The following is a 24990-nucleotide window of genomic DNA, read 5'->3' as shown; positions in this document are numbered from 1 at the left end:
TTGTCCTTTCTGTCTTTCCCAAACGATGGTTCATTTTAAGCTCTCTACTGCTGCACGCTCAATCGGCAGGCCTTTTTTGTAGCGCTCGGTGAATACTTCAAATCCAGCGACGTCTGCCGGGTCCGGATCCATCTTGGTTCCGGCATTTCCTGCGAAGACTTTTGCATCGAGGTAATCCTCGAGTGTTTCATTCTCTTCTTTGTTGATCATATAAGAAGCCAGCAGTGCGATGCCCCAGGCTCCGCCCTCTCCTGCTGTCTCCATAACGGAAACCGGTGCGTCGATGGCACCTGCGAGGATCTTCTGGCCGACACCTTTTGTCTTGAAGAGACCGCCGTGGCCGAGAATCTGGTCGACCTGCACATGCTCCTCTTTCATCAGGATATCAAGGCCGACTTTCAGGGCGCCAAGGGAAGTAAACAGGTTGACTCTCATAAAGTTTGCCAGATTGAATTTCGCATCCGGAGTACGTGCGAAGACAGGACGGCCCTCGTTGAAGCCGGTTACGTGCTCGCCGGAGAAGTAGTTGTAGGCAAGGAGTCCGCCGCAGTCTGCGTCGCCCTCCAGGGCTTTGTTGTACAGCTTGCCGAACAGATCATTCGTGCTGATTTCCATGCCGAAGGTCTGCGCAAATTCACGGAAGAGATTGACCCATGCATTCAGATCAGAAGTACAGTTCTGGCAGTGCACCATGGCAACCGGATGACCGGACGGGGTTGTTACCATATCGATCTCCGGGTATACTTTGGAGAGGTTCTTCTCCAGAACGATCATAGCAAAAACGGAAGTTCCGGCAGACACGTTTCCGGTTCTGACGCGGACGCTGTTTGTTGCTGCCATACCTGTTCCGGCATCTCCCTCCGGCGGGCAGAGCGGAATGCCTGCTTCCAGATTTCCGGACATGTCGAGAAGTGCGGCACCTTCTTTTGTCAGAACACCGGCATTGTCACCTGCGGTCAGAACGTGCGGCAGAACATCGAGTGCTTTCCATGAATATGCTTTATCTGCGACTGCCTCGTCAAATTTGGCAATCATGTCGGCAAAGTAAGTGTTGGTTTCAGAATCGATTGGAAAGATTCCAGATGCCTCGCCGACACCAACGACACGCTCGCCGGTCATTTTCCACTGAATGTATCCGGCAAGGGTTGTCACATAGTCGATATCTGCCACATGCGGCTCACCGTTTAAGATTGCCTGATACAGATGGGCGATAGTCCATCTCTGCGGGATGTGGAATCCGAAAAGATCGGTCAGCTTCTCGCTTGCTTCTTCTGTGATATTATTTCTCCAGGTGCGGAACGGCACGAGGAGGTTTCCTGCTTTGTCAAATGCCATATAGCCGTGCATCATGGCACTGAAGCCGATGGCTCCGACGCGGGTCAGGGTGATGTCGTATTTTTCTTTGACATCAGCTGCCATTTTGGTATATGCATCCTGCAGGCCCGTCCAGATGTCCTCGAGGGTGTAGGTCCACACGCCGTTGTCGTAGCGGTTTTCCCACTCGTGATCTCCAGATGCAATCGGGGCGTTGTCTGCGCCGATCAGGACGGCTTTGATTCTGGTTGAGCCGAACTCAATACCAAGTGCTGTTTTCTGTTCGAGGATTGCTGTTTTTGCATCCATTCCCATTGTTTTTTCCTCCCTTGGGTTCTTTTCTATTTTTTCGTCTCTGTTGACAGATTTTTTCCTGCAGTGGATTCTCTTACGATGAGTTCCGGGGAAATCAGGCGTTTGACGCTGCTTTCTTCTTCCGGGACTTTTCTGATTTTTTCGAGAATGAGCTCTGCTGCCATCTCACCGAGTTTTTCCTGCGGATGGGCAATGGTCGTGATCCCGATCGGACTGCTCTGGCCGATCAGCGAGTTGTCGTATCCGGTGACGGCGATGTCTTCCGGCACGGAGATTCCCTTTTCTTCCAGCATGGAGATGACGGCGAGCGCGATCTGGTCGTTGTAGCAGACGGCGGCATCGACGGACTTTTTGCTGTCGAGCAGCATGGAAAGCATCAGGGACGGTTTGGTTTTCCGGTCCTCGGTGTGAAACCAGATGACGTTTTCGGGATCATATGGGATTCCGCTTTCCTGCAGCGCCTGCACGTAGCCTTTATGGCGCTGGGCACCCTGGCTGTCGTCGGCCTTGAAGATGCCGATGATGTTTCGTCGGCCGGTCTCTAAAAGGTGCCGGGTCAGCAGATAGCCGCCTTTGCAGTCATCCATCAGAATGCAGGGCTTGTCTGCCATCTGGGGGTAGCAGCCCTGGATGAAGACATACGGGATCTGGTACTTGTCCAGCATTTCGTACAAGTTGATGTGGCGGCAGAGGATCTGGCTTTTGCTCGGCTCGATGATGAGGCCGTCGATGGGCTTGTCGAGGAGTTCTTTTAAGACTTTTTCTTCTTTGGAGCGGCTGTTGCAGGTGTTCTTTAAGATAATGCTGTAGCCGTTTTCGCTCAGCACTCGATCCATTCCCTGGATGAGGCGGGGGAAGATGTAGTCGGACAGGTAGGTGGTGGTAACGGCGATGTTTTTTGAATTATGACGCTGGATTACGCGCTCGGAGCAGAAGGTTCCTTTGCCGTGCTGGGCGGTGATATAGCCTTCATTTTCGAGAAGAGCGAGGGCCTTTCGGACAGTGTGGCGTGAGAGGGCGTATTCCCGGGTCAGTTCGTTTTCGGAGGGAAGCTTCTGGCCGGGTTTTATGGTTCCGGAGAGAATCTGCTCTTTTAGGGCTTCCATCAGGGTGTAGTATTTGGCTTTGCCGGTGGTTGGTTCCATGTGATTGGTGATTCCCCTTTCTGGAATTTATAATACAACTTGTACGGTTGTTGTAACAAGTTGTATTTTTGTTGTGGGAAAGGGACGCTCAGGAGTATCGGGAGGGCGGGTGGGTCCAATACCTTAATGAGTGGACGGGGACACTTTCTTGCGGATGGCCTCTTCGTAGACGGTGCATTCTTGAGGACAGTGCATTCGCGGGACGGGGTCACCTTTTAGGAAATGGTAGCGGATGTAATAGAGGGTATCGTCTTCGCCGCGTTCCGAGAGCATGCGCAGCAGAAATTCGAGCTGCGAGAGTGTCTCGGGATGGACGAACCAGAGGTGGCCGATTCCTTTTTTGAGATACTGGTACGGCGCCTGATCGGTATAAGCGTCTCCGAGGTAGACGCGGGACGCGCTGATGCGGTCCATAATCATCTCGGCGACGTAACGGCGCGGCATTGGGACGCCTTTGATGATGGTGTCACAATTGATACCGTAATCAATCCAGTATTCAAAATGATGTTTGTTGCGCCCTTTATGGTGCATCCAGGATTTTGACATGCCGGTGTCTTCGCGCTCGGCGTTATTGGGACTCCGGTCGCCCTGATAGTATTTCATGCCGACCAGAAATTCCGTCGGCGAATATTTCGAGAGGTCGTGGGTCAGTCCCTGCCAGTACAGTCCTATTTTGAAGCAGTACCGCATGACCCACATTTTGTGTGTGGTAATGGTTTTAAAGTGCTGCCATGCTTTCATCATTCTGCCTCTTCTCCTGCTTTCCTGTTAAAATTATGATACTGCGCGGCGGCACGATGACCGTTTTTGCGCTGACTTTTTTCTGATTTTCTTCTGTCAGGAAGACTTCCGGTGTGTTGGTGTCGGCCGTCAGATACCAGACCTTCTGCTCCGGGAGGGACGGCAGTGCCAGCTCATGCGGATTCCAGTGCATGTTGTAGGCAATATAGAGGTCGTCGTCCTTGTTGCCGTCTTTATCCTGGAAATAGCTTCCGCAGTACATGACGCCGATAAAACGGCATGTGTTTTCCATCTGGGAGAACCAGGCTCTCTGGCTGTGGAAGGACATATCCGGGCAGCCGTAGGATTTGTAGTCGATGAGGCGCGGCTCGCGTTCGCCGTGCAGCGCCGGATGCGCCTTTCGGAAGGCGATTGCTGCTTTTACAAAGGCGGCAAACTCCGGATTCCGAGCGGCTGCTTTCCAGTCGATCCAGCCGGTTTTGTTGTCCTGGCACCAGGCGTTGTTGTTGCCCTTCTGGCTGTTGCCGAATTCATCGCCGCCGTAAATCAGCGGTGTTCCCTGGCTTGTCATCAGCATGAGAACGGCATTTTTCAGCTGGCGGAGACGCAGCGCGCGCACAGCCAGTTTCCGGGTCACGCCTTCTGCGCCGCAGTTCCAGGTCAGGTTTTCGTTGGAACCATCCATATTGTCTTCGCCGTTGTCCAGATTGTGTTTCTGTTCGTAGGAAACGCTGTCATACAGGGTAAAACCGTCGTGATCCGCAAGATAATTGATCACACCGTGTGTCTCCGGGCTTCTTCTCAGATAATAGGTGAAGTCGGAAAGGCTGCCCTCATCGCCTTTTAAGAAGCGGCGGATATGGTACTGGTAGCCCTGATTGTGTTCCCCTAAATTCCGGAACCACGGGCGTTTTCCCTGATAGATCCGTGCGCCGTCAAAACCGAGGAAAATCAGTTTCGTCTTCCGAAGGAGTGCATCTTTGGACGCTTCTTCTGCCAGCGATGCATCGCCGACCAGATGGAAACCGTCGATCTGATAGCGGAGCTGCCAGTGGTGCAGAACCTGCAGGACAAAACCAGAAGGCGTTCCCGGGGCAAAACAGAATTCCATCAGGCATTCGATACCATTCTCATGCAGGGCATCGACCATCTCTGCGAACTCTGCGACGGCATCTGAGGATGCAGCATACGAAGCTTTCGGAGCAAAATACAGGGCCTTTGTGCCGTATCCCCAATAATTCACGCGCTTCTCTTCCGCCGGCGCCGGATATACATAGGCCGGCTCCGTAAGGGAGGTCCACTCAAAAAACTCGTAGGACGGCATCAGCTCTACTGCATTGATACCGAGTTCTTTTAAGTATGGAATTTTTTCGATCACGCCGCGGAACGTTCCCTTGTTCTTTACACGGGAGCTTCCGTCTTTGGTGAAGCCGCGCACATGGAGCTTATACAGAATCGTCTCCTCATACGGCCGGTGCAGTGAGGTGGTGCGCATTACCGGGTACTCCGGGAGAATGCAGCAGCAGGCGCCCTCTTCTTTTTCCATCGGTGCACCGAAGGTTTCTCTTCCTTCTACTGCTCCCGCATACGGATCCAAGCAGAAAACTTCATCCATCCGGTAGGCATACGAAAACTTTCCTACCGTCAGGCCTGTGATTTCCACGGAACTGATCACGCCAGTGCGCTCCTCTTCCGGAAGCGGCACGGTAAGAAACGGTTTCTGGTGACCTTTCCGGTACAGCAGAAGCTCTGCTTTTTTTCCATCTGATACTTCTACGGCAAAATTGTATCCGTCTTTCGTCGCCGATGCGCCCATTTTCTCCGGATTTCCCGGTAAAATTCGATATTTTCCTCTGTTTTTTGTCTGTATCATAATTCCCGCCCTTATTTTTTATAATTTGTTGCAATTGTCATACTATTAATGTAAATCATTTGAATAAAATTGTCAATTGACCAATGTTACCAATTGTTATACCTCTAAATCCAGTTCCACCGGGCAATGGTCGGAACCGAGAATTTCGGTATGGATTTTGGCATCTGCAACTGCATCTTTTAAGGACTCTGATACCATAAAGTAATCAAGCCGCCATCCTGCATTCCGCTGGCGTGCCTGGAAGCGGTATGACCACCAGGAATACGTCACGGTGTCCGGATACAGCATACGGAAGGAATCAACAAAGCCTTTTTCTTTGATCACAGCAAATTTTTCGCGCTCCTCTTTCGTAAAGCCGGCGTTTTTCTCATTTGCCTTTGCATTTTTGATATCCATCTCGGTCGCTGCGACGTTCAGATCTCCGCAGAAAATCACCGGTTTTTCCTGCTCCAGTCCTTTTAAGTAAGAAAGAAACGCATCCTCCCACTCCATCCGGTAGGCAAGGCGTTTTAATTCATCCTGCGAATTCGGTGTGTAGACGGTTACAACAAAGTATTCCGGAAACTCTGCCGTGATCACACGGCCTTCCATATCATGTTCTTCGATTCCGATACCATAGCGAACAGAAATCGGCTCCTCTTTGGTAAACAGGGCCGTGCCGGAATATCCTTTCTTTTCCGCATAATTCCAATACTGATGATAGCCGGGCAGCTCAAGGTCGATCTGTCCTTCCTGCAGCTTTGTCTCCTGCAGGCAGAAAATATCGGCATCTGCCGCCTCAAAGTATTCCTGAAAACCTTTTTTCATGCAGGCTCTCAGTCCATTTACGTTCCAGGATATCATTTTTTTCATACGCAATTCATCTCCTTTTCCTGACAGTCTGTTCTCTGCGGTTTCTGTTGCAAAACGCTTGGAACCGACTTCCGTTTTCTTTTATTCCTCTTTCAGAACATACAGCACTTCCAGCGACGCATCCGACGGTCCGTGAAATTCGCAGCCGTCTGCTTTATACTGGCGCATCAGTTCCAACATTTCTCTGCTGTACCGCTCGCCCGGGCAGATGAGCGGGATTCCCGGCGGATATGGGGCTGCCATCTCGGCTGCAATTCGTCCTTCCGCTTCTGCAAACGGAACGGCTTCCTTCTCCGCAAAATATGCCTCGCGCGGTGTCTTTACCATCTCCGGCAGGCTGCGGAACAGCCACTGCTTTTCTGTAAACTTCGTCCGCCCCGTCGTTTTCCCGCTCTCTGCTGCCGAAATTCCTGCCAGCGCATCGATCAGCCGTGTGATATCTTCCTCGCTGTTTGCCCAGGTAATAACGCAGACCACGTTCTCCTCGTCGGCAAGCTCTGTACTGACGCGGTATTCCTCGTACAGACGCACCTGCAGATCGTAGCCGGAAATACCAAGTTCTCTTGCCGAGAATACAAGACGCGTCGGGTCGATCTTCCATACGCCGCACGTTCCTTCCATCTCAGTCCCAAGAGCTTCGATTCCTTTGATCTTTGCAAGCTCCTGCCGCGCCCTCTGGCCGAGTTCCAGCGCGCGTTCCATTCGCTCTTTTCCGTGCAGCGCCATCCCGCGCCGCGCCGCATCGAGGGATACCATCAGAAGGTAGGACGGCGATGTACTCTGTACCATCTGCAGATTGGCGGCCACTCTTGCCTCATCGAGACGGCCAGAACCGAGTGATAAGAAGGAGCTCTGTGTAAAGGAACCCGCCGTTTTGTGGATACTCTGCGCGCAGGCATCCGCACCACTTTCCAGTGCGCCGAGAGGAAGCTGTTCGGAAAAATAGAGGTGCGATCCATGTGCTTCATCGACAAGAAGCGCTGCGTTGTGGCAGTGACAGATTTCTGCGATCGCCTGCAGATCACTGCAAAGACCGTAGTACGTCGGGCTGACCAGAAGTACGGCTTTCGCATCCGGCGTTTCCGCGAAGGCTTTTTCGATCGTCTCCGGCGTTACGCCGCCCCACATCTGCCATTTCGTGCTGTACTCCGGCATCACATAAACCGGTGTGGCTCCGCTTAAAATCAGGCCCATCAGCACCGATTTGTGCACGTTTCGCGGAACAATGATTTTTTCGCCCTCTTTCACAGACGAAAGCACCATCGCCTCGTTGCCGCATGTTGTGCCGTTGACAAGAAAAAAAGTTTTTTTTGCCTTCCACGTTTCCGCCGCCAGTTTCTGCGCCTCTGCAATCACGCCCTCCGCGTGATGCAGATCGTCAAGCCCTTCTGCCTCCGAGAGGTCATACGCCGCAAGCGACGCTCCGTTTAACGTCTCATCCAGCCCGCGCTCAAACCGGTGTCCCGGAATACGGAAATAGGCCGGTGCTTCCTCCCGGAACTGTTGTAACGCCTCCACAAGAGGCATTCGATTCTGATCCATTCTGCTTTGTTTCCTTTCAAACGATTTCTGAATCTTTTTCTGAAGCGAAAGAATCCTCCCCGCACCGCTGTGCGGGAAGGACCCCCTTATCTGCATTTTTCTGTTTTATATGGTTTATTCTACCGGAGTAGTCCAGCCATATTTATCTTCCAGTTTACCCCACTGGATACCGGTCAGGGTATCGTACAGTTTCTGGGTCAGCTCACCGATCTTGAAGTCATTTACAACAACAGAATCGTCCTTGTATACAAATTCACCAACCGGAGATACAACTGCTGCTGTACCAGTACCAAATGCTTCTTCCAGTGTGCCGTCATGACCTGCTTTCATCAGATCGTCAACCGACAGATGTGTTTCGTTTACTTTATATCCCCAGTCTCTTAAGATATGGATCAGGGAATCACGGGTTACGCCCGGAAGTACGGTTCCTTCCAGCGGTGCGGTGTAGATTTCGCCGGCAATCTTGAACATGATGTTCATGGTTCCAACTTCCTCTACATATTTACGATGTACGCCGTCCAGCCACAGAACCTGGGTGCATCCCATCTTCTCTGCTTTTACCTGGCCTGCGATGGAACTTGCATAGTTACCGCCGCATTTTGTAAATCCTGTGCCACCTTTGACTGCACGAACATATTCATCCTCAACCAGGATCTTAACCGGGTTGATGCCCTCTGCATAGTATGCTCCAACCGGAGTGGTGATGATAACGAATTTGTAGGATTTTGCCATATGTACGCCAAGGCTTGCCTCAGTAGCGAACATGAACGGACGGATGTAAAGAGATGTACCTGGCTCAGACGGTACCCAGTCTTCCTGTGCTTTAACCAGTGCTTTGACAGCCTCTACAAACATCTCCTCCGGTACGCCCGGCATGCAGAGTCTCTCGTTGGATTTAATCATACGGCGTGCGTTCATTTCCGGACGGAACAGCTGGATCTTTCCTTCTGCTGTTCTGTAGGCTTTCAGTCCCTCGAACGTTTCCTGTGCATAGTGAAGTACCATGGTTGCAGGATCCATCGGGATTCCGCCGTACGGTACGATTGCTGCATCATGCCATCCCTGCTCTTTGTCCCAGTCCATGACAAACATATAGTCTGTAAAGTGTTTTCCGAATCCAAGATTTTTCTGATCCGGTTTTTCCTGTAAATGTTCTCTTTTTTCAAATCTGATATCCATTTTTTGCCTCCCCGGCAGTTGAGGATAAGTTTGTTCAGCTGCCTGTATATTTAGATTCAATAGTGATAGTATAAAACTGTACCCGAAAACAGTCAATAGAAAATACGACTAATTTTTCATTTTTTCGTTCTTATTTATTGTATCTTTTCCGTATTTTCCTGTATCAGCCGCATTTTTTCTGCTTTCCCGGCACAGCCATTGTGTTTTTTTTTATTATCTGTTAGAATGTCAGTCAAGAACCTGATAAGACTTGAACACGAAAAAGGAAGGTAATACAAATGAGTGAAGAATTATTCAACAGCGCATCCTGCAGCGGAGACTGCGCAGACTGCGGCAGCGACTGCCAGGATCTGGATCAGCCGACTGTTACCCTGACACTGGACGACGATACCGAAGTAAAATGTGCCGTACTGACCATTTTCCCGGCTCCGAACCAGAAAGAGTACATCGCTCTTCTGCCGCTCGATGAAAACGGCGAGAACGAAGACGGCGAAGTTTATCTGTATCGTTACTACGAAGAAAACGGCCAGCCGAACCTCGACAACATCGATTCCGATGAAGAGTACGAAATTGCAGCAGACGCATTCGACGAGCTGATGGATACCGAGCAGTTCAACGAGATGGAAGAAAATTCCACCGAAGAGTAAGAATCACAGACTTTGAAACGATTGCAGAACCCGGCGGGAAACCTTATTTTCCTGCCGGGTTTTTCTCTCTTTTTCTCTCAAATTCCCATTATTTCTTATTTGTACAGCTTTTCTGCATCTCTCTTTAAGATCTGTTTCTATTCTTTTACAGACGTATAATATATGTGAGTAGCAATTTTCATGCCGCTACATTACATAGGAATACGAGGTATCTTTTTATGAGAGATAAAGATGTGATACAGCACATTCAGGATTTATGCCGCGAGCGCTCCTGGACTTATTACCGTCTTGCAAAAGAGGCGGACATTCCCTATTCTACCTTAAATAATATGGTAAACCGCACCAATATTCCAACCATCCCTACCCTGCAGAAGCTCTGCGACGCTTTCGGCATCACACTTGCCGATTTCTTTCTCGACGAGCCGGATGCCCTGCAGCTTACCGAAGGACAGCAGGAAATCATTACGCTTTACAATAATCTTTCGCTGGAAAAAAAGAAAATCTTAAAGGCTTATATGAAAGGTCTTCTGATGGAAGTCTGACTTTTCCGGCATCATAAGTATCACAGATAAAGAAAGTTCCGTTTTTTGTTTTTCCGAAACAGAGGCGGAACTTTTTTTCTGTCGATAAACTTTTCTTAAATTTTTCTAAAGCCCGGGACTTTTCCCGTATTTCGTTGTAGAATAAAGGACAACTGTTCACATATTAATCACAGAAGGAGTTACCCTTTCATGCTACAGATTCAGCATATCAAAAAAGAATACCGGACCGGGACGCTGGTACAGAAAGCGCTCGACGATGTGTCCTTAAATTTGCGCGACAACGAGTTTGTCGCTATTTTAGGGCCGAGCGGTTCCGGAAAGACGACGCTTCTGAATATCATCGGCGGCCTCGACCGCTACGACAGCGGCGATCTGATCATCAACGGCATTTCCACGAAAAAGTATAAGGACCGCGACTGGGATTCCTACCGGAACCACACGATCGGCTTTGTCTTCCAGAGCTACAACCTGATCCCGCACCAGACCGTCCTTGCAAACGTAGAGCTGGCGCTTACCATTTCCGGTGTTTCCAAAGAGGTGCGGCGCAAAAAAGCAATCGCGGCACTTGAAAAGGTCGGTCTTGGAAAACAGCTCCACAAGCGGCCGAGCCAGATGTCCGGCGGTCAGATGCAGCGTGTCGCCATCGCCCGCGCTCTTGTCAATGACCCGGAAATTCTGCTTGCCGATGAGCCGACCGGCGCGCTCGATTCCGACACCAGTATTCAGGTCATGGACCTGCTGCAGGAAGTTGCCAAAGAACGCCTTGTCGTCATGGTCACACACAATCCGGAGCTCGCCGAGCTTTACGCCAACCGGATCGTCACCCTGCGCGACGGTGTGATCTGCTCCGACACGAACCCGTTTGAGCCGGATTCCGAAACCCTGCTTCCTCCCAAACACAAAAACATGGGCAAATCGTCGATGTCCTTTCTGACGGCGCTCTCCTTAAGTTTTAATAACCTGCGCACCAAGAAAGCGCGGACCTTGCTCACCTCGTTTGCCGGCTCAATCGGCATCATCGGCATTGCACTGATTCTGGCACTCTCCTCTGGTGTCAACGAGTATATTCAGAATATGGAAGAGGAAACTCTCTCCGAATATCCGCTTCAGATCCAGAGCACCGGCTTTGACCTCACTTCGATGATGGTCGGCTCACAGAATGCCGGCAAAGACTCAAAAGATTCCGGCAAAAAGAATGAAATCAAAGTCCAGGAAGTCGTGACCAACATGTTCTCCACCATGAACTCCAACGATCTCGCTTCCCTGAAAAAGTACCTTGACGGCGGTGCGGACGGCATTTCCGACTACACAAATGCCATCGAATATTCCTACTCCGTCACGCCGCAGATCTACCGCGAAGACGGCGATTCCATCCGCCAGGTGCACCCGGACCAGTCATTCCACTCGCTCGGCCTTGGCGCAAACTCCAACAGCATCATGTCATCCATGATGAGCACCAACGTCTTTTACGAGATGCCGGACACCGCTTCCCTGTACGAGAACCAGTACGACTTAAAAGCCGGACACTGGCCGGAAAACTATAACGAATGTGTGCTTGTCCTCACTTCCGACGGCGGAATGAGTGATTTTCTGCTCTACACCCTGGGGCTCCGCGATGCACTCGAGCTGGATGAGATGGTCCGCCAGTTTTTAAATGAAGAAACCGTCGAGACCCCTTCCTCCATCGGCACGTATTCCTACGATGATATCCTCGGCACCACGTTCCGTCTTGTGAACAGCGCCGACTGCTACGAATACGACAGTCAGTATCAGGTCTGGAAAGATAAAAGCGACAACGAAGACTATATGAAAAAGCTCGTTGCCAACGGCGAAAAGCTCACAATCACCGGTATTGTCCAGCCGTCCCCTGACTCTGCCGCCTCTGCCCTGACCGCCGGCATCAATTACCCGGCATCGCTGACCCGCCACGTTGTGGAGGAAGCAAAGAAATCCGAGATTGTGAAACAGCAGATGGCGGACTCCTCCATCGATGTCTTTACGAATCAGGAATTCGGCACCGTGGATCAGAACAGCGGTCTTGATATGGATTCCTTTATCACTGTCGATGAGGACAAGCTGCAGAACGCTTTCCAGTTCGACGATTCCGCACTCTCCGGTGCTTTTTCCGGTGATTCCATGAACCTTGATTTTTCCAGCGCCTTTGCGGACGCCGGAAGCAGCATGGATCTCGCGGGTGCGATTGACCTCAGTCAGATCTCTCTTAATTTCGACGGACTGCCGCAGCTTGATCTTGGCCAGATTTTATCCGGACTTACTCTCAATGTCAGCGAAGACGGCATGCAGGAACTGGTTTCCAGCCTCATGGAGGGCTATCAGGGCTACGCCTCGGAGCACCCGGAGGCGGATTATTCCCATTTACAGGAGGATTTCGTCTCCTACATCAATTCCACGGAAGCACAGGAAATCCTGCGGCGCCACATCCAGACCATCATTGCAGGCGGCGGTGTTTCCATTACACAGGAACAGATCCAGGAACTCATTCAGCGGATCTTCAAAGGGTATCAGGCATACCTGATCAAGATGGGCTACACCGATCCGGAACAGTTTGATGCTTATCTTGCGGAGTATCTGCAGACCGAAGAAGCTGTTCAGATCATCAACGACTGGATTTCCGAGGTGATGCAGAACAACGGCAATATCGAAATTACATCCGACCAGCTCACTGCGCTTGCGACGGAGCTTTCCAACGGTTATCTCGCTTACGTGAAGGAGAACGGCCTGCCGGATCCGACGGAGATGGGCCAGCACTTTATCGCCTATCTGAACACGGCGGACGGCCAGCAGCGGCTGAACAGCGGTATCACAAAAATCGTCGATCTCAACGGACTGCAGTCCCAGGTTTCTTCTGCGCTCACAAACTACATGGCAGGCGTTATGGGAAGCTACTCCGCTTCTGTCGCCTCGGTTCTGCAGACACAGATCACTTCCGCGATGGAACAGATGATGACGCAGATGGCCTCTGCAATTCAGTCCGAGATGGAGCGCGCCATGACGCAGGTCGGTAATTCTCTGCAGGATTCGATGGGCGATGCCATGAAGATTGACACCGATGCCTTTGCAAGTGCCTTCCAGATGAATATGACTGAGGATGATATGAAGGAGCTCTTCGCTTCTCTTAGTTCTTCCGGCTCTTCCACCTATGAGGGCAATCTGCAGAAACTGGGCTACGCTGATTTTGACGAACCTTCTTCGATCAGCATTTACCCGAAAAACTTTGAGAGCAAGGAACACGTTGTCTCCATCCTCGACGGTTACAATGACACGATGGAAAAAGAAGACAAAAACGAGCAGGTAATCTCGTACACCGATGTGGTCGGCACTCTGATGTCCTCCGTCACGGATATCGTCAACATCATCAGCTACGTGCTGATCGCTTTTGTCGGCATTTCCCTCGTGGTTTCCTCGATTATGATCGGCGTCATCACCTATATCAGTGTTCTGGAACGTAAGAAAGAGATCGGTATCCTGCGCGCGATCGGTGCTTCGAAACGCAATATTTCGCAGGTCTTCAATGCCGAAACCTTCATCATCGGACTCTGTGCAGGACTGATCGGCATCGGGCTCTCGCTGCTTCTGATGATTCCGGGCAACCTTCTGATCCACCATCTGGCGGATACGACGAAGGTCAGTGCTTCTCTTCCGCTCGTCCCTGCGCTTGTTCTGATTGCACTCAGCGTCGTTCTGACCTTGATCGGCGGTCTGATTCCGTCGAAGAAAGCGGCAAAAAGCGATCCGGTTACGGCACTCCGGACAGAATAATCTGATCCTTAAAACACACTTTGCAAGTACACAAAAAGCGGCCGGCAGAGGCTTTTCAAAAGTCCCGCCGGCCGCTTTTTTCTATCTTAAACTTTTATTTTTCTTCCAGAGAAAATCCATGCTCTGTCCGCACCAGTGTCGTCTCATAGAAGGTCTTTGCGAACTGCACCAGATAAGCAGTATCTTTGGCGCCTGCCGTCTCATACGGGGAATGCATCGCAAGCTGAGCCATTCCGATATCCACGCTTGTTACCGAGACAAGAGAGTTCAGAATTGCACCGAGCGTGCTTCCGCCCGGAATGTCGGCGTGGTTTGCGAATACCTGGCACGGTACGCCTGCCTTCTCGCAAATCATCTTTGTTACGGCTTCCGAAACAGCATCGGTCGTGTATTTCTGGTTTGCACTCTGTTTGATGACAACGCCGCCGTTCATGTAGACGCGGCTCTTCGGATCGTATTTCTCCGCATGCGCCGGGTGGAAGGCATGTGCATTGTCAGCAGAAACAAGGAAGCTTCCCGCAAGATCTCTGTGATATGCAATCGTGTCTTTTCCACAGGCTGCATTGATATGCTGCAGTGTCTCTGTCAGGAACGAAGAATCCGCACCCTGCTTTGTGAGGCTTCCTACCTCCTCATTGTCAAAGATTGCGCAGACATTGACCTGGCCTGTTGCCTTTGCAACAAGAAAGCCCTTTAAGGAGCCAAACGCGCTCTGCAGGTCATCCAGACGCCCACTGGATAAAAACTCCCTGCCGGCACCCCAGATGGATCCTTCCACTCGGTTATACAGATAAAGCTCCATGGAGAGAATATCCTCTTTTGCGGTATCCGGCAGAAACAGCTCGTAAAAATGATCTTTCGCTGTCTCATCACCGAGAATCGGGAGCATGTCGGTCTGCACACTGTATTTGATTCCGTTGTTGATGTCACGATTCAGATGAATCGGCAGATTCGGGATCGTCACCAGATCTCGTCCGGCATCAACCAGCACGGATTTCACGCTGTTTCCGTCACGTACCACCATGCGGCCCGCCAGGGAAAGCGGACGGTCAAACCATGGGGAACGGATCATTCCGCCGTAGCCCTCCACGTTCAGGCGGGTGTAATGACCATCCGTCACGAATGGATCCTCTCCCTTTACTTTAAACGTCGGACAGTCGCTGTGGCTTGCGATGATCTGGTAGCTGGAAAATGCGCTCTCAGGGATCTGGAACGCAATCACCGAGGATTCATTTCTCGTCACATAATATTTTCCGCCCGGAACGAGACTCCATTCTTTTGTCTCCTCCAGTTTTGTATATCCATTTTCGTTCAGCAGATCGCCGGCTTCTTTTACCACATGAAACGGGCTTTTGCACCGCATGATAAAATCGAGCAGCTCCTGCGCTGTATTCAGGTATTCCATAGTTTTTCTCCTTTGCATATATTCAAACGCTTCTTCTATTTTATAAAATCCCGCTGTCTTTTTCAAGACCCAAAAACCTGTGGGAACTTACTGTATCACTCGCAATCATCATTTCGAAGCGGATATTCGCAATCCGCTTCGCTACTCGCACATAAAACCAGCCGCTGCTTCGCAAAAAAATCCCGCACAGACAGATTTTTATTTTCTGTCGTGCGGGACTTACTTTTTCCGTTTTTTCTGCTATGCGGAAACCTGATTTCCGGTATACAGCTGGTAATATTTTCCTTTCTGTTCCATCAGCTGATCATGGGTACCGCGTTCAATAATTTGTCCCTGCTCAAGAACCATGATACAATCGGCGTTTCGTACGGTAGACAGACGATGTGCGATAACAAAGGTTGTTCTTCCGCTCATCAGCTTATCCATACCATCCTGAACAATGCGCTCGGTACGGGTATCGATGGAGCTTGTCGCCTCATCGAGAATCAGTACCGGCGGATCTGCAATGGCTGCACGCGCGATCGCAAGAAGCTGCCGCTGACCCTGGGACAGATTCGCACCGTCTCCGGTCAGCATTGTGTCATAGCCCTGCGGCAGACGCATAATGAATCCGTGCGCATTCGCCAGTTTTGCTGCTGCTACAACCTCATCCTCCGTCGCATCGAGCTTTCCGAAGGCAATATTTTCTCTTACCGTTCCCGTAAACAGATGTGTATCCTGCAAAACAATGCCAAGCGATCTTCTCAGGTCATCTTTTTTGATCTTTCCAATGTTGATCTCATCGTAACGGATCTTACCTTTCTGAATATCATAGAAGCGGTTGATCAGATTGGTAATGGTTGTCTTTCCGGCTCCGGTAGAACCGACAAACGCGATCTTCTGACCCGGCTCTGCAAACAGCGATACATCGTGCAAAACAATTTTATCCGGGTTGTAGCCGAAATCAACATGTTCGAATACCACACGGCCCTGCAGCTCGCGGTAATCCACAGATCCATCTGCCTGGTGCGTATGCTTCCATGCCCATTTTCCGGTACGCTCTTTCGTCTCGGTGAGTTTTCCGTTTTCTTCCTTCGCATTGACAAGCGTTACATACCCCTCGTCCAGCTCCGGCTCTTCATCCATCAGTCGGAAAATACGTTCCGCTCCTGCAAGTGCCATAACAATTGCGTTCAGCTGCTGGCTGACCTGGTTGATCGGCATGTTAAAACTCTTGTTGAAGGTCAGAAAGCTTGCTAGACCACCGAGCGTAAAGCCACCGACGCTGCCAAGGGCAAGTGCACCGCCGACAATTGCACAGACAACATAGCTCATATTTCCAAGCTGTGCATTGATCGGTCCGATAACATTTGCAAACGCATTGGCATTGTAAGCACTCTCATACAGATTGTTATTAATTTCTTTGAATTTTTCGATATTCTCCTCTTCATGACAGAATACCTTGACAACCTTCTGGCCATCCATCATCTCTTCGATAAAGCCGTTGACTTTACCAAGATCCCTCTGCTGTTTTACAAAGAAATTTCCGGAAAATCCGGCCACCTTTTTTGTCACTCCCAGCATGATAGATACCATAACCAGCGTTGTAATCGTCAGCGGGATGTTCAGAATCAGCATACTGACAAAGACACTGACAATCGTGATTGCACTGTTGATGATCTGCGGGATACTCTGACTGATCATCTGACGCAGGGTATCAATATCATTTGTATAAATCGACATGATGTCGCCGTGCGCATGGGTATCAAAATATTTAATCGGCAGCTTTTCCATATTGCCGAACAGATCATTTCTCAGATTCCGCAGGGTTCCCTGGGATACATAAATCATGGTACGGTTCTGAACGAACGCAGCCACAATACCGATTCCGTAAAATCCGGCCACCCGCAAAATTGCGTGGAGCAGCGGGCCAAAATCCGGATCCGGCTGGGTCAGCATCGGCGTGATATAGCCGTCAATCAGCGTTTTCATAAACATCGTTCCCTGTACATTTGCCAGGACGTTGACAAAAATCGCAATGACAACAGCGATGCAGTGTACCGTATAATCCTTTAATACATATTTCATAATTCTGGTAAAGATCTTCATCGGATTCTTGACCTGCGGTTTCACCCCTCTTGGAGGTCTTGCTCCCGGCCCCTTTACCTGCTGTACTCTCTCTGCCATTCCTTACTCACCTCTCTTTTCGTCAAAGTCTCCGTCGCCACCGGTCTGAGACTCATATACTTCGCGGTAAATTTCATTGGTTTTCAGTAATTCCTCATGGCTTCCAAAACCATTTACTTTTCCGTTCTCCATGACAATGATGCGGTCTGCGTCCTGCACACTGGAAATACGCTGTGCAATGATCAGCTTTGTCGTTTCAGGGATCTCGGTCAGGAATGCCTTCCGGATTTTCGCGTCGGTTGCGGTATCGACAGCACTTGTACTGTCATCCAGAATCAGCACCTTTGGTTTTTTCAGCAGTGCTCTTGCGATACAGAGACGCTGTTTCTGACCGCCGGATACGTTCGATCCGCCCTGCTCTATGTAGGTGTTGTAGCCATCCGGCATCCGGTCGATAAATTCATCGGCGCAGGCAAGACGGCAGACACGCTTGCACTCTTCTTCCGAAGCATTTTTATCACCCCATCGGAGGTTGTCGAGAATAGTACCGGAAAACAGCACATTTTTCTGCAGAACAACGGCTACTTCATTTCGCAGAGTTTCCATATCGTAGGAACGGACATCCTTTCCGCCGACTTTGATGGAGCCATCTGTTACATCATACAGACGGCTGATCAGGTTGACAAGACTTGTTTTCGCACTTCCGGTTCCACCGATAATACCGATTGTCTCACCCGATTGGATGGAAAGATTGATATCCGAAAGAACCGGCTCGCCGGCTCCTTTTTTGTAGTTGAAATAGACATGATCGAAGGTAATGCTTCCATCCGGAATCGAAAAGTCCGGATTCTCCGGATTATCGAGATCACTCTTCTCATTCAGGACTTCTGAAATACGGCGCGCACTTGCAAGGCTCATTGTGATCATAACGAATACCATGGAAAGCATCATAAGGCTCATCAGAATGTTCATGCAATAGGTCAGAAGGCTCATCAGTTCTCCGGTCGAAAGACTGCTTCCGACAATCATTTTGGCGCCGAGCCAGCTGATCAGAAGAATACAGCTGTACACGGTCAGCTGCATCAGCGGTGCATTAAAGGAAAGATTTTCTTCTGCTTTACAGAAAATTTTATAAATATTTTCGGACGCTTTGTGAAATTTTCCTGTCTCATAATCTTCGCGCACATACGCTTTTACCACACGGATTGCGGATACGTTTTCCTGCACACTCGCATTTAATTCATCATATTTTGGAAATGCCTGCTCGAAATATTTGGTTGCAGACCGCATGATCAGAAACAGACACGTTCCAAGAAGAATAACGGCCACCAGATAAATGCTCGCAAGGCGTGCATTGATGTAAAACGACATAATCATTGCAATGATCATACTCGCCGGTGCACGCATGCACATACGAAGAATCATCTGATAGGCATTCTGCAGGTTGGTGACGTCTGTCGTCAGGCGGGTGACAAGACCTGCGGTGCTGAATTTGTCGATATTCGAAAATGAATATTCCTGAATGTTTTCAAACATGGCCTGACGCAGATTTCTTGCAAATCCGGCAGACGCTTTTGCTCCATATTTTCCGCCCATGATACCTGCAAACAGACCGATGGCTGCTGCTGCCACCATGAACGCTCCCACCACGTAGATGTGATGGAGATCGCCTTTTTCTACACCATCATCGATAATGGATGCCATCATAAGAGGAATGATCATCTCCATGATAACTTCCAGAATCATGAAAAGCGGAGTGGCAATGGAGGCTTTTTTAAACTCTTTTACCTGTGCTCCAAGTGTTTTTAACATGATGTCTCTCCTAACATATTTTTTACATTGCTTTTGAGCTGGTCGATGACACGATAGAAAGTCTCAAGATCTTCTTTTGAAATTCCCGCAACCGTCTGTTCTTCCAGAATATCGATCATATCTTTCGTCTTCTCGTGAAGCTCTCTTCCGGTATCGGTCAGCACCAGTTTCTTCAGACGCGCGTCATAGGGAACGGACTCCCGTCGGATGTAGCCCTTTTTCTCCATGAGCTTTAAAATATTCGTCACGGTGGACCGGCAGATCTTAAACTCCGCCTCGATATCCTTCTGGAAAATATCTTTGTCTTCGTTCCGGCACAGATACCCTAAAATCCATCCGTGCATGGCGGTCAGTTCATCGACCCCCCGCTCTCTGGCGGCTGCCATCAGGTTCCGTGACATCATATTGTCCAGCGTCCGCAGTTCGTGGCCGATTTTTCTTTTTTTACAACACACGCTGCTTTTTTCCTCCTTTCCCCTTTGCTGCCGTCCCCATCTGTTCGTTATAAAACTGTTTGAACAAGGACTGTTCTATAAGCAACTGTTCTATAGATGACTGTTTCATATTAAACAGTTCGCTATGGAACATTCTAGAAGGTTTTGTGAGAAATGTCAACCTGTTTGCGTAAAAAATTTGAAAAAAATGCTCCGGATAAAAGTTTTTCACTTTCCGCCCGGAGCATTCCGCTCATTTATTCTTCGATTTTTCTTCTTAAATAGCTTCCCACCATATGGGAAAAGTTGCGGATGTCGCGCGCATATGCGAAATCCTTGCCGAAAATCTTCTGCTCCGCCATAAGCTCCGTCTCCTCGCCTACAAAGACCCCAAGCACCGAGACACCCTGCTGCCTGAGGCGCCGCACCTCAGTTGCCGTGTCATGCAGCGCATAGTCATCCCGGTACGGCTTTGGATTTCTCGCATTCGGCCGGTTCACCAGCACATCGTACGGCTTTCCGTCGCTTAAGAGAATCAGCAGCTTCCGGTCCTCCTGGCGTTTTAAAAGATCCATCCCCGCCGCCTTGACAGCAAGCCCATCGCGGTTGTTTGAGGATGTGATATACTCAAAAATATTGCTGTTCTTCTCCCGCGGATCGTCGTAATCGCGCATCCGGTGCAGGATCGTGTAATCCCAGAACGTACAGAAGCTCATCACGCGGAACGGGATGTGCAGGCGGCTTAAGGTCTCCGCCAGAATGTACGTCTGCAGTGTCACATTCTCCTGGCGCGGCCGCTGGGAACCGCTCGCATCCACAAGAATATCCACGACAAAATCCAGCGAATTCCGCCGCTGCTCCAGCCGGAACAGATCCGCATTCTGGCTCCGTCCCACCTTCCACATCCGCGCGGGCTGTAAAATTCCGTGGTCTGCATCCGCAAACGACTGATCCTCCTGCAGCAGCATCGCTTTTTTCAGTTCCTGATACAGCAGCGAAATGTTCTGCCGCACCGCGCGGTGCTGGTCGTAATAGGCATGAAGATTTTTATCCTTCTGCTTCTGCGCGTAGGAGAGCTGATAATACTTTCCGACCGGATTTTTCAGCACACCCTCCGTGTAATAGAGGCTGCAGTCGCTGTGGATGCCGCGGCAGAGCTGGTAATTCCGGCTTTTCTCCTCACTCTCCGAGAGCCACGTTTTTCCGTAATTGCGCTGAATGTACTGATACATCCGTGCCAGCGCTTTCTCATCGACGACAACGACCTTTTTGGTATCGCTTCCCGCTGTTTTTTCTTTCTTCTCTTCCGCCTCTTTTGATGTGAAATTTGTCATATCAAGCGAAACTCGCTCCAGATATGTCTCGAGCCCGTCCTCGTACAGTTCCTCCGAAAGGAAATCCTTCCAGGAATACTCGGTGAGCTCCTCGATCGTTACCGCAAGAACCGAGGCAAGATCACCGTGCTTTTTCACAAATGCGGGATCGACGACCTTATTGTACAGCTCGTCCGTCACCCGAATCAGTTCCATTGTATCCGCTGTTTCGGATGCGTGCTTCAGCAGCTCCATCCACTCCCGCGTTTTTCCCGAGTATGAAGGGCTTTTCCCCTCGTCCTCTTCTCTTCTTCCGCGCAGATACTCCAGTTTCAGGCGGCCTGTCTCATTTCTGGATAGAGTTTCAAAAGAGTGGTCCAGTATTTCCTCCGCTGCTCTCCTTCGAAAGCCCTTGACACCGGGGCGCTCGCTTTCGAGCCGCTTCGATACGGCCTCCTCCGTCACCAGCTGGGCGAGCATCATCAGTTCTCCCTCCGCTGCGCCGCTGTAAACCTTCTTCACCAGATACAGGCTGTAGGCTTCCCGATCAAAGTAACACGAAAAGGCACCCTGGCGGATCGTATCGTACAGCACCGTATCCGGCTCTTTCGCATACCGCTCCACGTCCGGGTTCAGCTTCAGCGTATAGTCGCCGCTGACAGTCCAGACGAGATTGCGGATCCGGCTTTCCAGCTCCATCTCATGCGTTTTTAATGTTTCCTCTGTCACCATACGTATTTCCTCTAAAAAACATCCTGCGGCGTCCACTCTTCCGGAATCCGCGTGCGCACGACATCCCGCACGATCTCTTTTTCAAACAGGTCAAAGCATTTATTGACAATGCCGATCTGCACCGCAAGATACGGGGACAGCCCCTGGCGCATCGTGCCGATCGCTCCGAACAGGCCGCGGAGGTCGAGCGCGCGCGTGGTGATTTCCGCCTGTTTTGCCTTTTTCTGCAGATCGAGGTAAAGGCCGGCCAGCGCTTCGCGTGCCGCCGGTTTCAGATCCGGGAATTTTGACTGCATCAGATAAAACAGTGTCTCTTCTGTAAGCGGCGGCATGTCAATCACCAGAAAGCGGGACACCAGCGCTTCATTCAGCTCCCTCGTTCCCGCATAGCCGTAATTCATCGTTCCGATCATCCGCGCCGCCGGGTGAAGCGGAATTTTATCGTAGCCCGGCACATCGATGATGCGGCGGTAGTCGAGCGCGGCGTGAAGAACACTGACCGCATCGTTTTTCGCCATGTTGATCTCATCGAGAATACCAAAGCCGCCTTCCTCGGCACAACGGTAAATGCTGCCCTTCCGGAGTGTGACCTCCTGGTTCTGGAACGTATCGGTTCCGATCAGCTCGGCGCTTCCTGTGTTTACATGGAAGGAAACGTTGTACGTCGGTCTTCCGAAAACATACGCCAGTGTCTCTGCCAGCACGTTTTTTCCCGTTGCCTTCTCGCCGGTCAGCAGCAGATTTTCGCCCTGCAGCAGCGCGGCAATTGCCATCTCCAGAATCTCTTTTCCGAAAAACGGGATTTCCGGCGTGCTCATGCGGTTCTCTAAGCCCTCCGCCACCGGATAGCTCTCGCGGAATTTCTGCACACTCTCAATTAACGCCCCGCTTACGCCCTGTTTCTGTAAAAATGAATCGTTCATCTTCTATTTTTTAATCCTCTCTGTCGTTAAAATATCGCTTTGCTTCTCTATAGTATACGGGATCCGGTCACTTTCTGCAAGACCGGACTTTGGCTCACTGCCCGCACAAAAAGACACCGGAAAACAGGTTTTCGTCCCATTTTCCGGTGTCTTGCTTCTATTTTATCTTCGATTCATCGATCGCATTATCCGCGGATTCCGGAAAGAATCTCCTCTGTGGAAGCTTTTGCCTCCTCGTCCAGGTTCTCTTTCTTATAGTTCTCATATCTCTGTTTGTGATGCGGATTCTCTGCCCACAGCTCGTCTGCGGCTTTTTTCCACTCAGCAGCATACAGATCACATTTTCCGCACAGATGCTCTGCGCTCTCCGGAGACTGCAGGTCGGTTGACTTCGCGCCGGTCTTCTCTACCATCTCACGCAGCAGTTCCGGATTTTCGAGCATCGGACATGGACGCAGGTGGTTGCGGTTGAACGGCTGTCCATCGCGGTATGCCTGGAACAGCGGCTGCTGCAGTGCTTCGATCAGGGAAACTTCGTTGATGTTGGCGCCGGAGTAATGGATGAAAACACACGGCTCCACATCGCCGTTTGCATTGATATGGCAGTAGTTTCTTCCTCCTGCGATACAGCCTCCGACGAACTCACCGTCGTTCTGGAAGTCCATAACAAAGATCTGTTTGTCGCTCTTATCGGAACGGATCTCACGCAGTCTGTGATAGATATATTTTCTCTGCTCAACCGTCGGCATCAGCTCCGGTGCAGCGTCCATGCCAACCGGCATGAAGTGGAAATACCAGCTGTAACGGCATCCGTGCTCGATCAAAAGATCCAGGAACTCGTCACTTGTAACGGTCTCGAGGTTTGCTCTTGTGTAGCAGATGGAAGTACCAAAAAGCAGACCGTGTTTTTTCATCAGATCCATGGCTGCCAGAACTTTATCAAAAATACCCTCGCCGCGGCGTCCGTCGTTGACCTCCTCGAAGCCTTCCAGAGACAGGGAGAAGGAGATATTGCCGAGCTTCTGAACCGCCTCACAGAACTCCTCGTCGATCAGGGTTCCATTGGTGAAGCAGTGGAATTCACAGTCATGATGCTCTTCTGCCAGACGCAGGATGTCTTTTTTGCGCACAAGCGGTTCGCCGCCGGTGAACATGTAGAAGTAGGTTCCCAGCTCTTTTCCCTGGCTTATGATATCAGAAAGTTTCTCATAGGAAAGATTCAGCTTGTGGCCGTATTCTGCTGCCCAGCATCCGGTGCAGTGCAGGTTACAGGCACTTGTCGGGTCCATCAGCATCGTCCATGGAATGTTGCAGTTGTATTTTTCACGGTTCATACGGATCTGTTTCGTTCCGACGAAAGCTGCCTGGAATCCCAGGTTTAAAGCGGTCATTTTGATCACCTGCGGATCCAGCTCGTCCAGTCCGCGGTTGACATACTGTACCCATTTGTTGTCCGGATTCTGCAGCATGGTGCGGATATTGTCGAACGTTTTCTCCGCAAACATATTTCCGGTAAATTTCTGTACAAAATCCGTCAGATTCAGCAGTGCTTTTGTTCTGTCATCTCCGTGGTTCACATATTTTAAAACACCATCGATCGCAGCGCCTGCAGCGGCTCTTTCTACTTTCATTTTTGCATCCATTGTTCACGATCTCCTTTGTAATAGTTTAATATTTTCGCCCGGAATTGATCTGGTTTTGAATACCACATCCTGGCTTTTTCCCATTATATTCTCCATATTTGGAAAATACAACCCAAAATTTCCTCGTTTTGGACATATCAAAAAAAGTGTCCCACGAGGGAACACTTTTTCCTGTTTTTCTCTTTCTGTTATGTTTCACATTGCATTTTCGGATTCACACAGGGCATTTCCTAATTTTCGATCAGAACCGCACGGATCGGGCCGCCGTATTGGTGTTTCTTTTGGATCGGCGCAGCCACGAGAAAATAATGACCAGAGGTCACTTTCTCCAGATTCAGATTTTCAACAATCACCGTGCCTTTTTTCAGTAACTGCTGATGAACATCATTCCCTGATGTCTCATTTCCGACGGTTTCCTGCTCCACACCGAGCAGCACCAGTTTTTTCTCTGCCAGGTAATCTGCCCCATCGCGTGTAATCTGCGCATCGCCGCGGATCAGGAGACGTTCACAGTCTTCTTCCATGACCTCCTCGAGCACTTCTCTTGTCACTTTTCCCTCAAGCTCCGCCACCTGACAGATGCCAAGTGACCGGTCGAGCGTCGTCTGCGCCGTTCCTTCCTCCGTCATCAGATGACGCGGCGCGTCCATTGCGGAAAACTGCTCTCCGGAAATGTCATATAATTTCATATT

General features: G+C 50.2%; 18 protein-coding genes. 3 read left to right on the top strand and 15 right to left on the bottom strand.

Translation table 11 applies throughout. From position 1 onward, the window contains the following. Positions 1-30: 30 nt before the first annotated feature. The 7 genes from DWZ44_RS00765 to DWZ44_RS00735 form a co-directional block, all read right to left on the bottom strand. On the bottom strand, positions 31-1623 hold the full coding sequence (locus DWZ44_RS00765; protein ID WP_334291837.1) for a xylulokinase: 1593 nt from the start codon (positions 1621-1623) through the stop codon (positions 31-33). 32 nt (positions 1624-1655) lie between these two features. Next, positions 1656-2774, bottom strand: a complete 1119-nt coding sequence (locus tag DWZ44_RS00760) for a GntR family transcriptional regulator (RefSeq protein WP_117760372.1) — start codon at positions 2772-2774, stop codon at positions 1656-1658. Positions 2775-2897: 123 nt separating this feature from the next. After that, positions 2898-3515 carry a DUF5662 family protein gene (locus DWZ44_RS00755; RefSeq protein WP_226906316.1) on the bottom strand — a complete coding sequence of 206 codons (618 nt, stop codon included), beginning with the start codon at positions 3513-3515 and terminating at the stop codon, positions 2898-2900. Beyond that, positions 3493-5388, bottom strand: coding sequence for an alpha-amylase family glycosyl hydrolase (locus tag DWZ44_RS00750; protein ID WP_117804038.1), 1896 nt, complete (start codon positions 5386-5388; stop codon positions 3493-3495). Before DWZ44_RS00750 ends, DWZ44_RS00755 begins: the two co-directional genes overlap by 23 nt. 96 nt (positions 5389-5484) lie before the next feature. After that, on the bottom strand, positions 5485-6240 hold the full coding sequence (locus DWZ44_RS00745) for an exodeoxyribonuclease III (protein WP_117509068.1): 756 nt from the start codon (positions 6238-6240) through the stop codon (positions 5485-5487). Positions 6241-6321: 81 nt separating this feature from the next. Continuing rightward, a complete protein-coding gene (locus DWZ44_RS00740) occupies positions 6322-7782 on the bottom strand; it encodes an aminotransferase class I/II-fold pyridoxal phosphate-dependent enzyme (protein WP_158565808.1) in 1461 nt (486 codons plus the stop codon). Positions 7783-7896: 114 nt separating this feature from the next. Continuing rightward, a complete protein-coding gene (locus DWZ44_RS00735) occupies positions 7897-8961 on the bottom strand; it encodes a branched-chain amino acid aminotransferase (RefSeq protein WP_117509070.1) in 1065 nt (354 codons plus the stop codon). Between the two features lie 278 nt (positions 8962-9239). Between DWZ44_RS00735 and DWZ44_RS00730 the strand changes: the two genes are divergently transcribed. The 3 genes from DWZ44_RS00730 (at position 9240) to DWZ44_RS00720 (ending at position 13930) form a co-directional block, all read left to right on the top strand. Further along, positions 9240-9608, top strand: coding sequence for a DUF1292 domain-containing protein (locus DWZ44_RS00730; protein WP_117509071.1), 369 nt, complete (start codon positions 9240-9242; stop codon positions 9606-9608). A gap of 218 nt (positions 9609-9826) precedes the next feature. Then, positions 9827-10150 (top strand): helix-turn-helix domain-containing protein, encoded by a 324-nt coding sequence (locus tag DWZ44_RS00725; RefSeq protein WP_117800904.1) that lies wholly within the window; start codon positions 9827-9829, stop codon positions 10148-10150. Between the two features lie 189 nt (positions 10151-10339). Then, positions 10340-13930, top strand: a complete 3591-nt coding sequence (locus tag DWZ44_RS00720) for an ABC transporter ATP-binding protein/permease (RefSeq protein ID WP_117804036.1) — start codon at positions 10340-10342, stop codon at positions 13928-13930. Between the two features lie 94 nt (positions 13931-14024). Here DWZ44_RS00720 and DWZ44_RS00715 read toward each other — a convergent pair whose 3' ends face one another. The 8 genes from DWZ44_RS00715 to DWZ44_RS00680 form a co-directional block, all read right to left on the bottom strand. Continuing rightward, positions 14025-15335: a M18 family aminopeptidase gene (locus tag DWZ44_RS00715; RefSeq protein ID WP_117804035.1), complete on the bottom strand. Its 1311-nt coding sequence runs from the start codon at positions 15333-15335 to the stop codon at positions 14025-14027. Positions 15336-15575: 240 nt separating this feature from the next. Beyond that, a complete protein-coding gene (locus DWZ44_RS00710; protein WP_117509074.1) occupies positions 15576-17501 on the bottom strand; it encodes an ABC transporter ATP-binding protein in 1926 nt (641 codons plus the stop codon). A 3-nt stretch (positions 17502-17504) separates the two neighbouring features. Then, the gene (locus DWZ44_RS00705; protein ID WP_117804034.1) at positions 17505-19253 is read right to left on the bottom strand and encodes an ABC transporter ATP-binding protein; all 1749 of its coding nucleotides are present in this window, start codon (positions 19251-19253) and stop codon (positions 17505-17507) included. Beyond that, the gene (locus DWZ44_RS00700) at positions 19247-19708 is read right to left on the bottom strand and encodes a MarR family winged helix-turn-helix transcriptional regulator (protein WP_243002015.1); all 462 of its coding nucleotides are present in this window, start codon (positions 19706-19708) and stop codon (positions 19247-19249) included. The genes DWZ44_RS00705 and DWZ44_RS00700 overlap by 7 nt, the downstream gene beginning before the upstream one ends. 236 nt (positions 19709-19944) lie before the next feature. Next, positions 19945-21732 carry a cobaltochelatase CobT-related protein gene (locus DWZ44_RS00695; RefSeq protein WP_055218171.1) on the bottom strand — a complete coding sequence of 596 codons (1788 nt, stop codon included), beginning with the start codon at positions 21730-21732 and terminating at the stop codon, positions 19945-19947. A gap of 11 nt (positions 21733-21743) precedes the next feature. Continuing rightward, complete coding sequence (locus DWZ44_RS00690) at positions 21744-22655, bottom strand: AAA family ATPase (protein ID WP_117804033.1); 912 nt, start codon at positions 22653-22655, stop codon at positions 21744-21746. Positions 22656-22840: 185 nt separating this feature from the next. Then, positions 22841-24298 carry a radical SAM protein gene (locus DWZ44_RS00685; protein WP_055226489.1) on the bottom strand — a complete coding sequence of 486 codons (1458 nt, stop codon included), beginning with the start codon at positions 24296-24298 and terminating at the stop codon, positions 22841-22843. Between the two features lie 230 nt (positions 24299-24528). Further along, positions 24529-24987, bottom strand: coding sequence for a hypothetical protein (locus DWZ44_RS00680; protein WP_117800885.1), 459 nt, complete (start codon positions 24985-24987; stop codon positions 24529-24531). Between the last annotated feature and the right edge of the window lie 3 nt (positions 24988-24990).

Source organism: Blautia sp. AF32-4BH (assembly GCF_003460565.1).
GTDB classification, from domain to species: domain Bacteria; phylum Bacillota; class Clostridia; order Lachnospirales; family Lachnospiraceae; genus Fusicatenibacter; species Fusicatenibacter saccharivorans.
The sequence above is the reverse complement of the archived record's forward strand: the minus strand, read 5'-3'. Positions and strand labels throughout refer to the sequence as shown.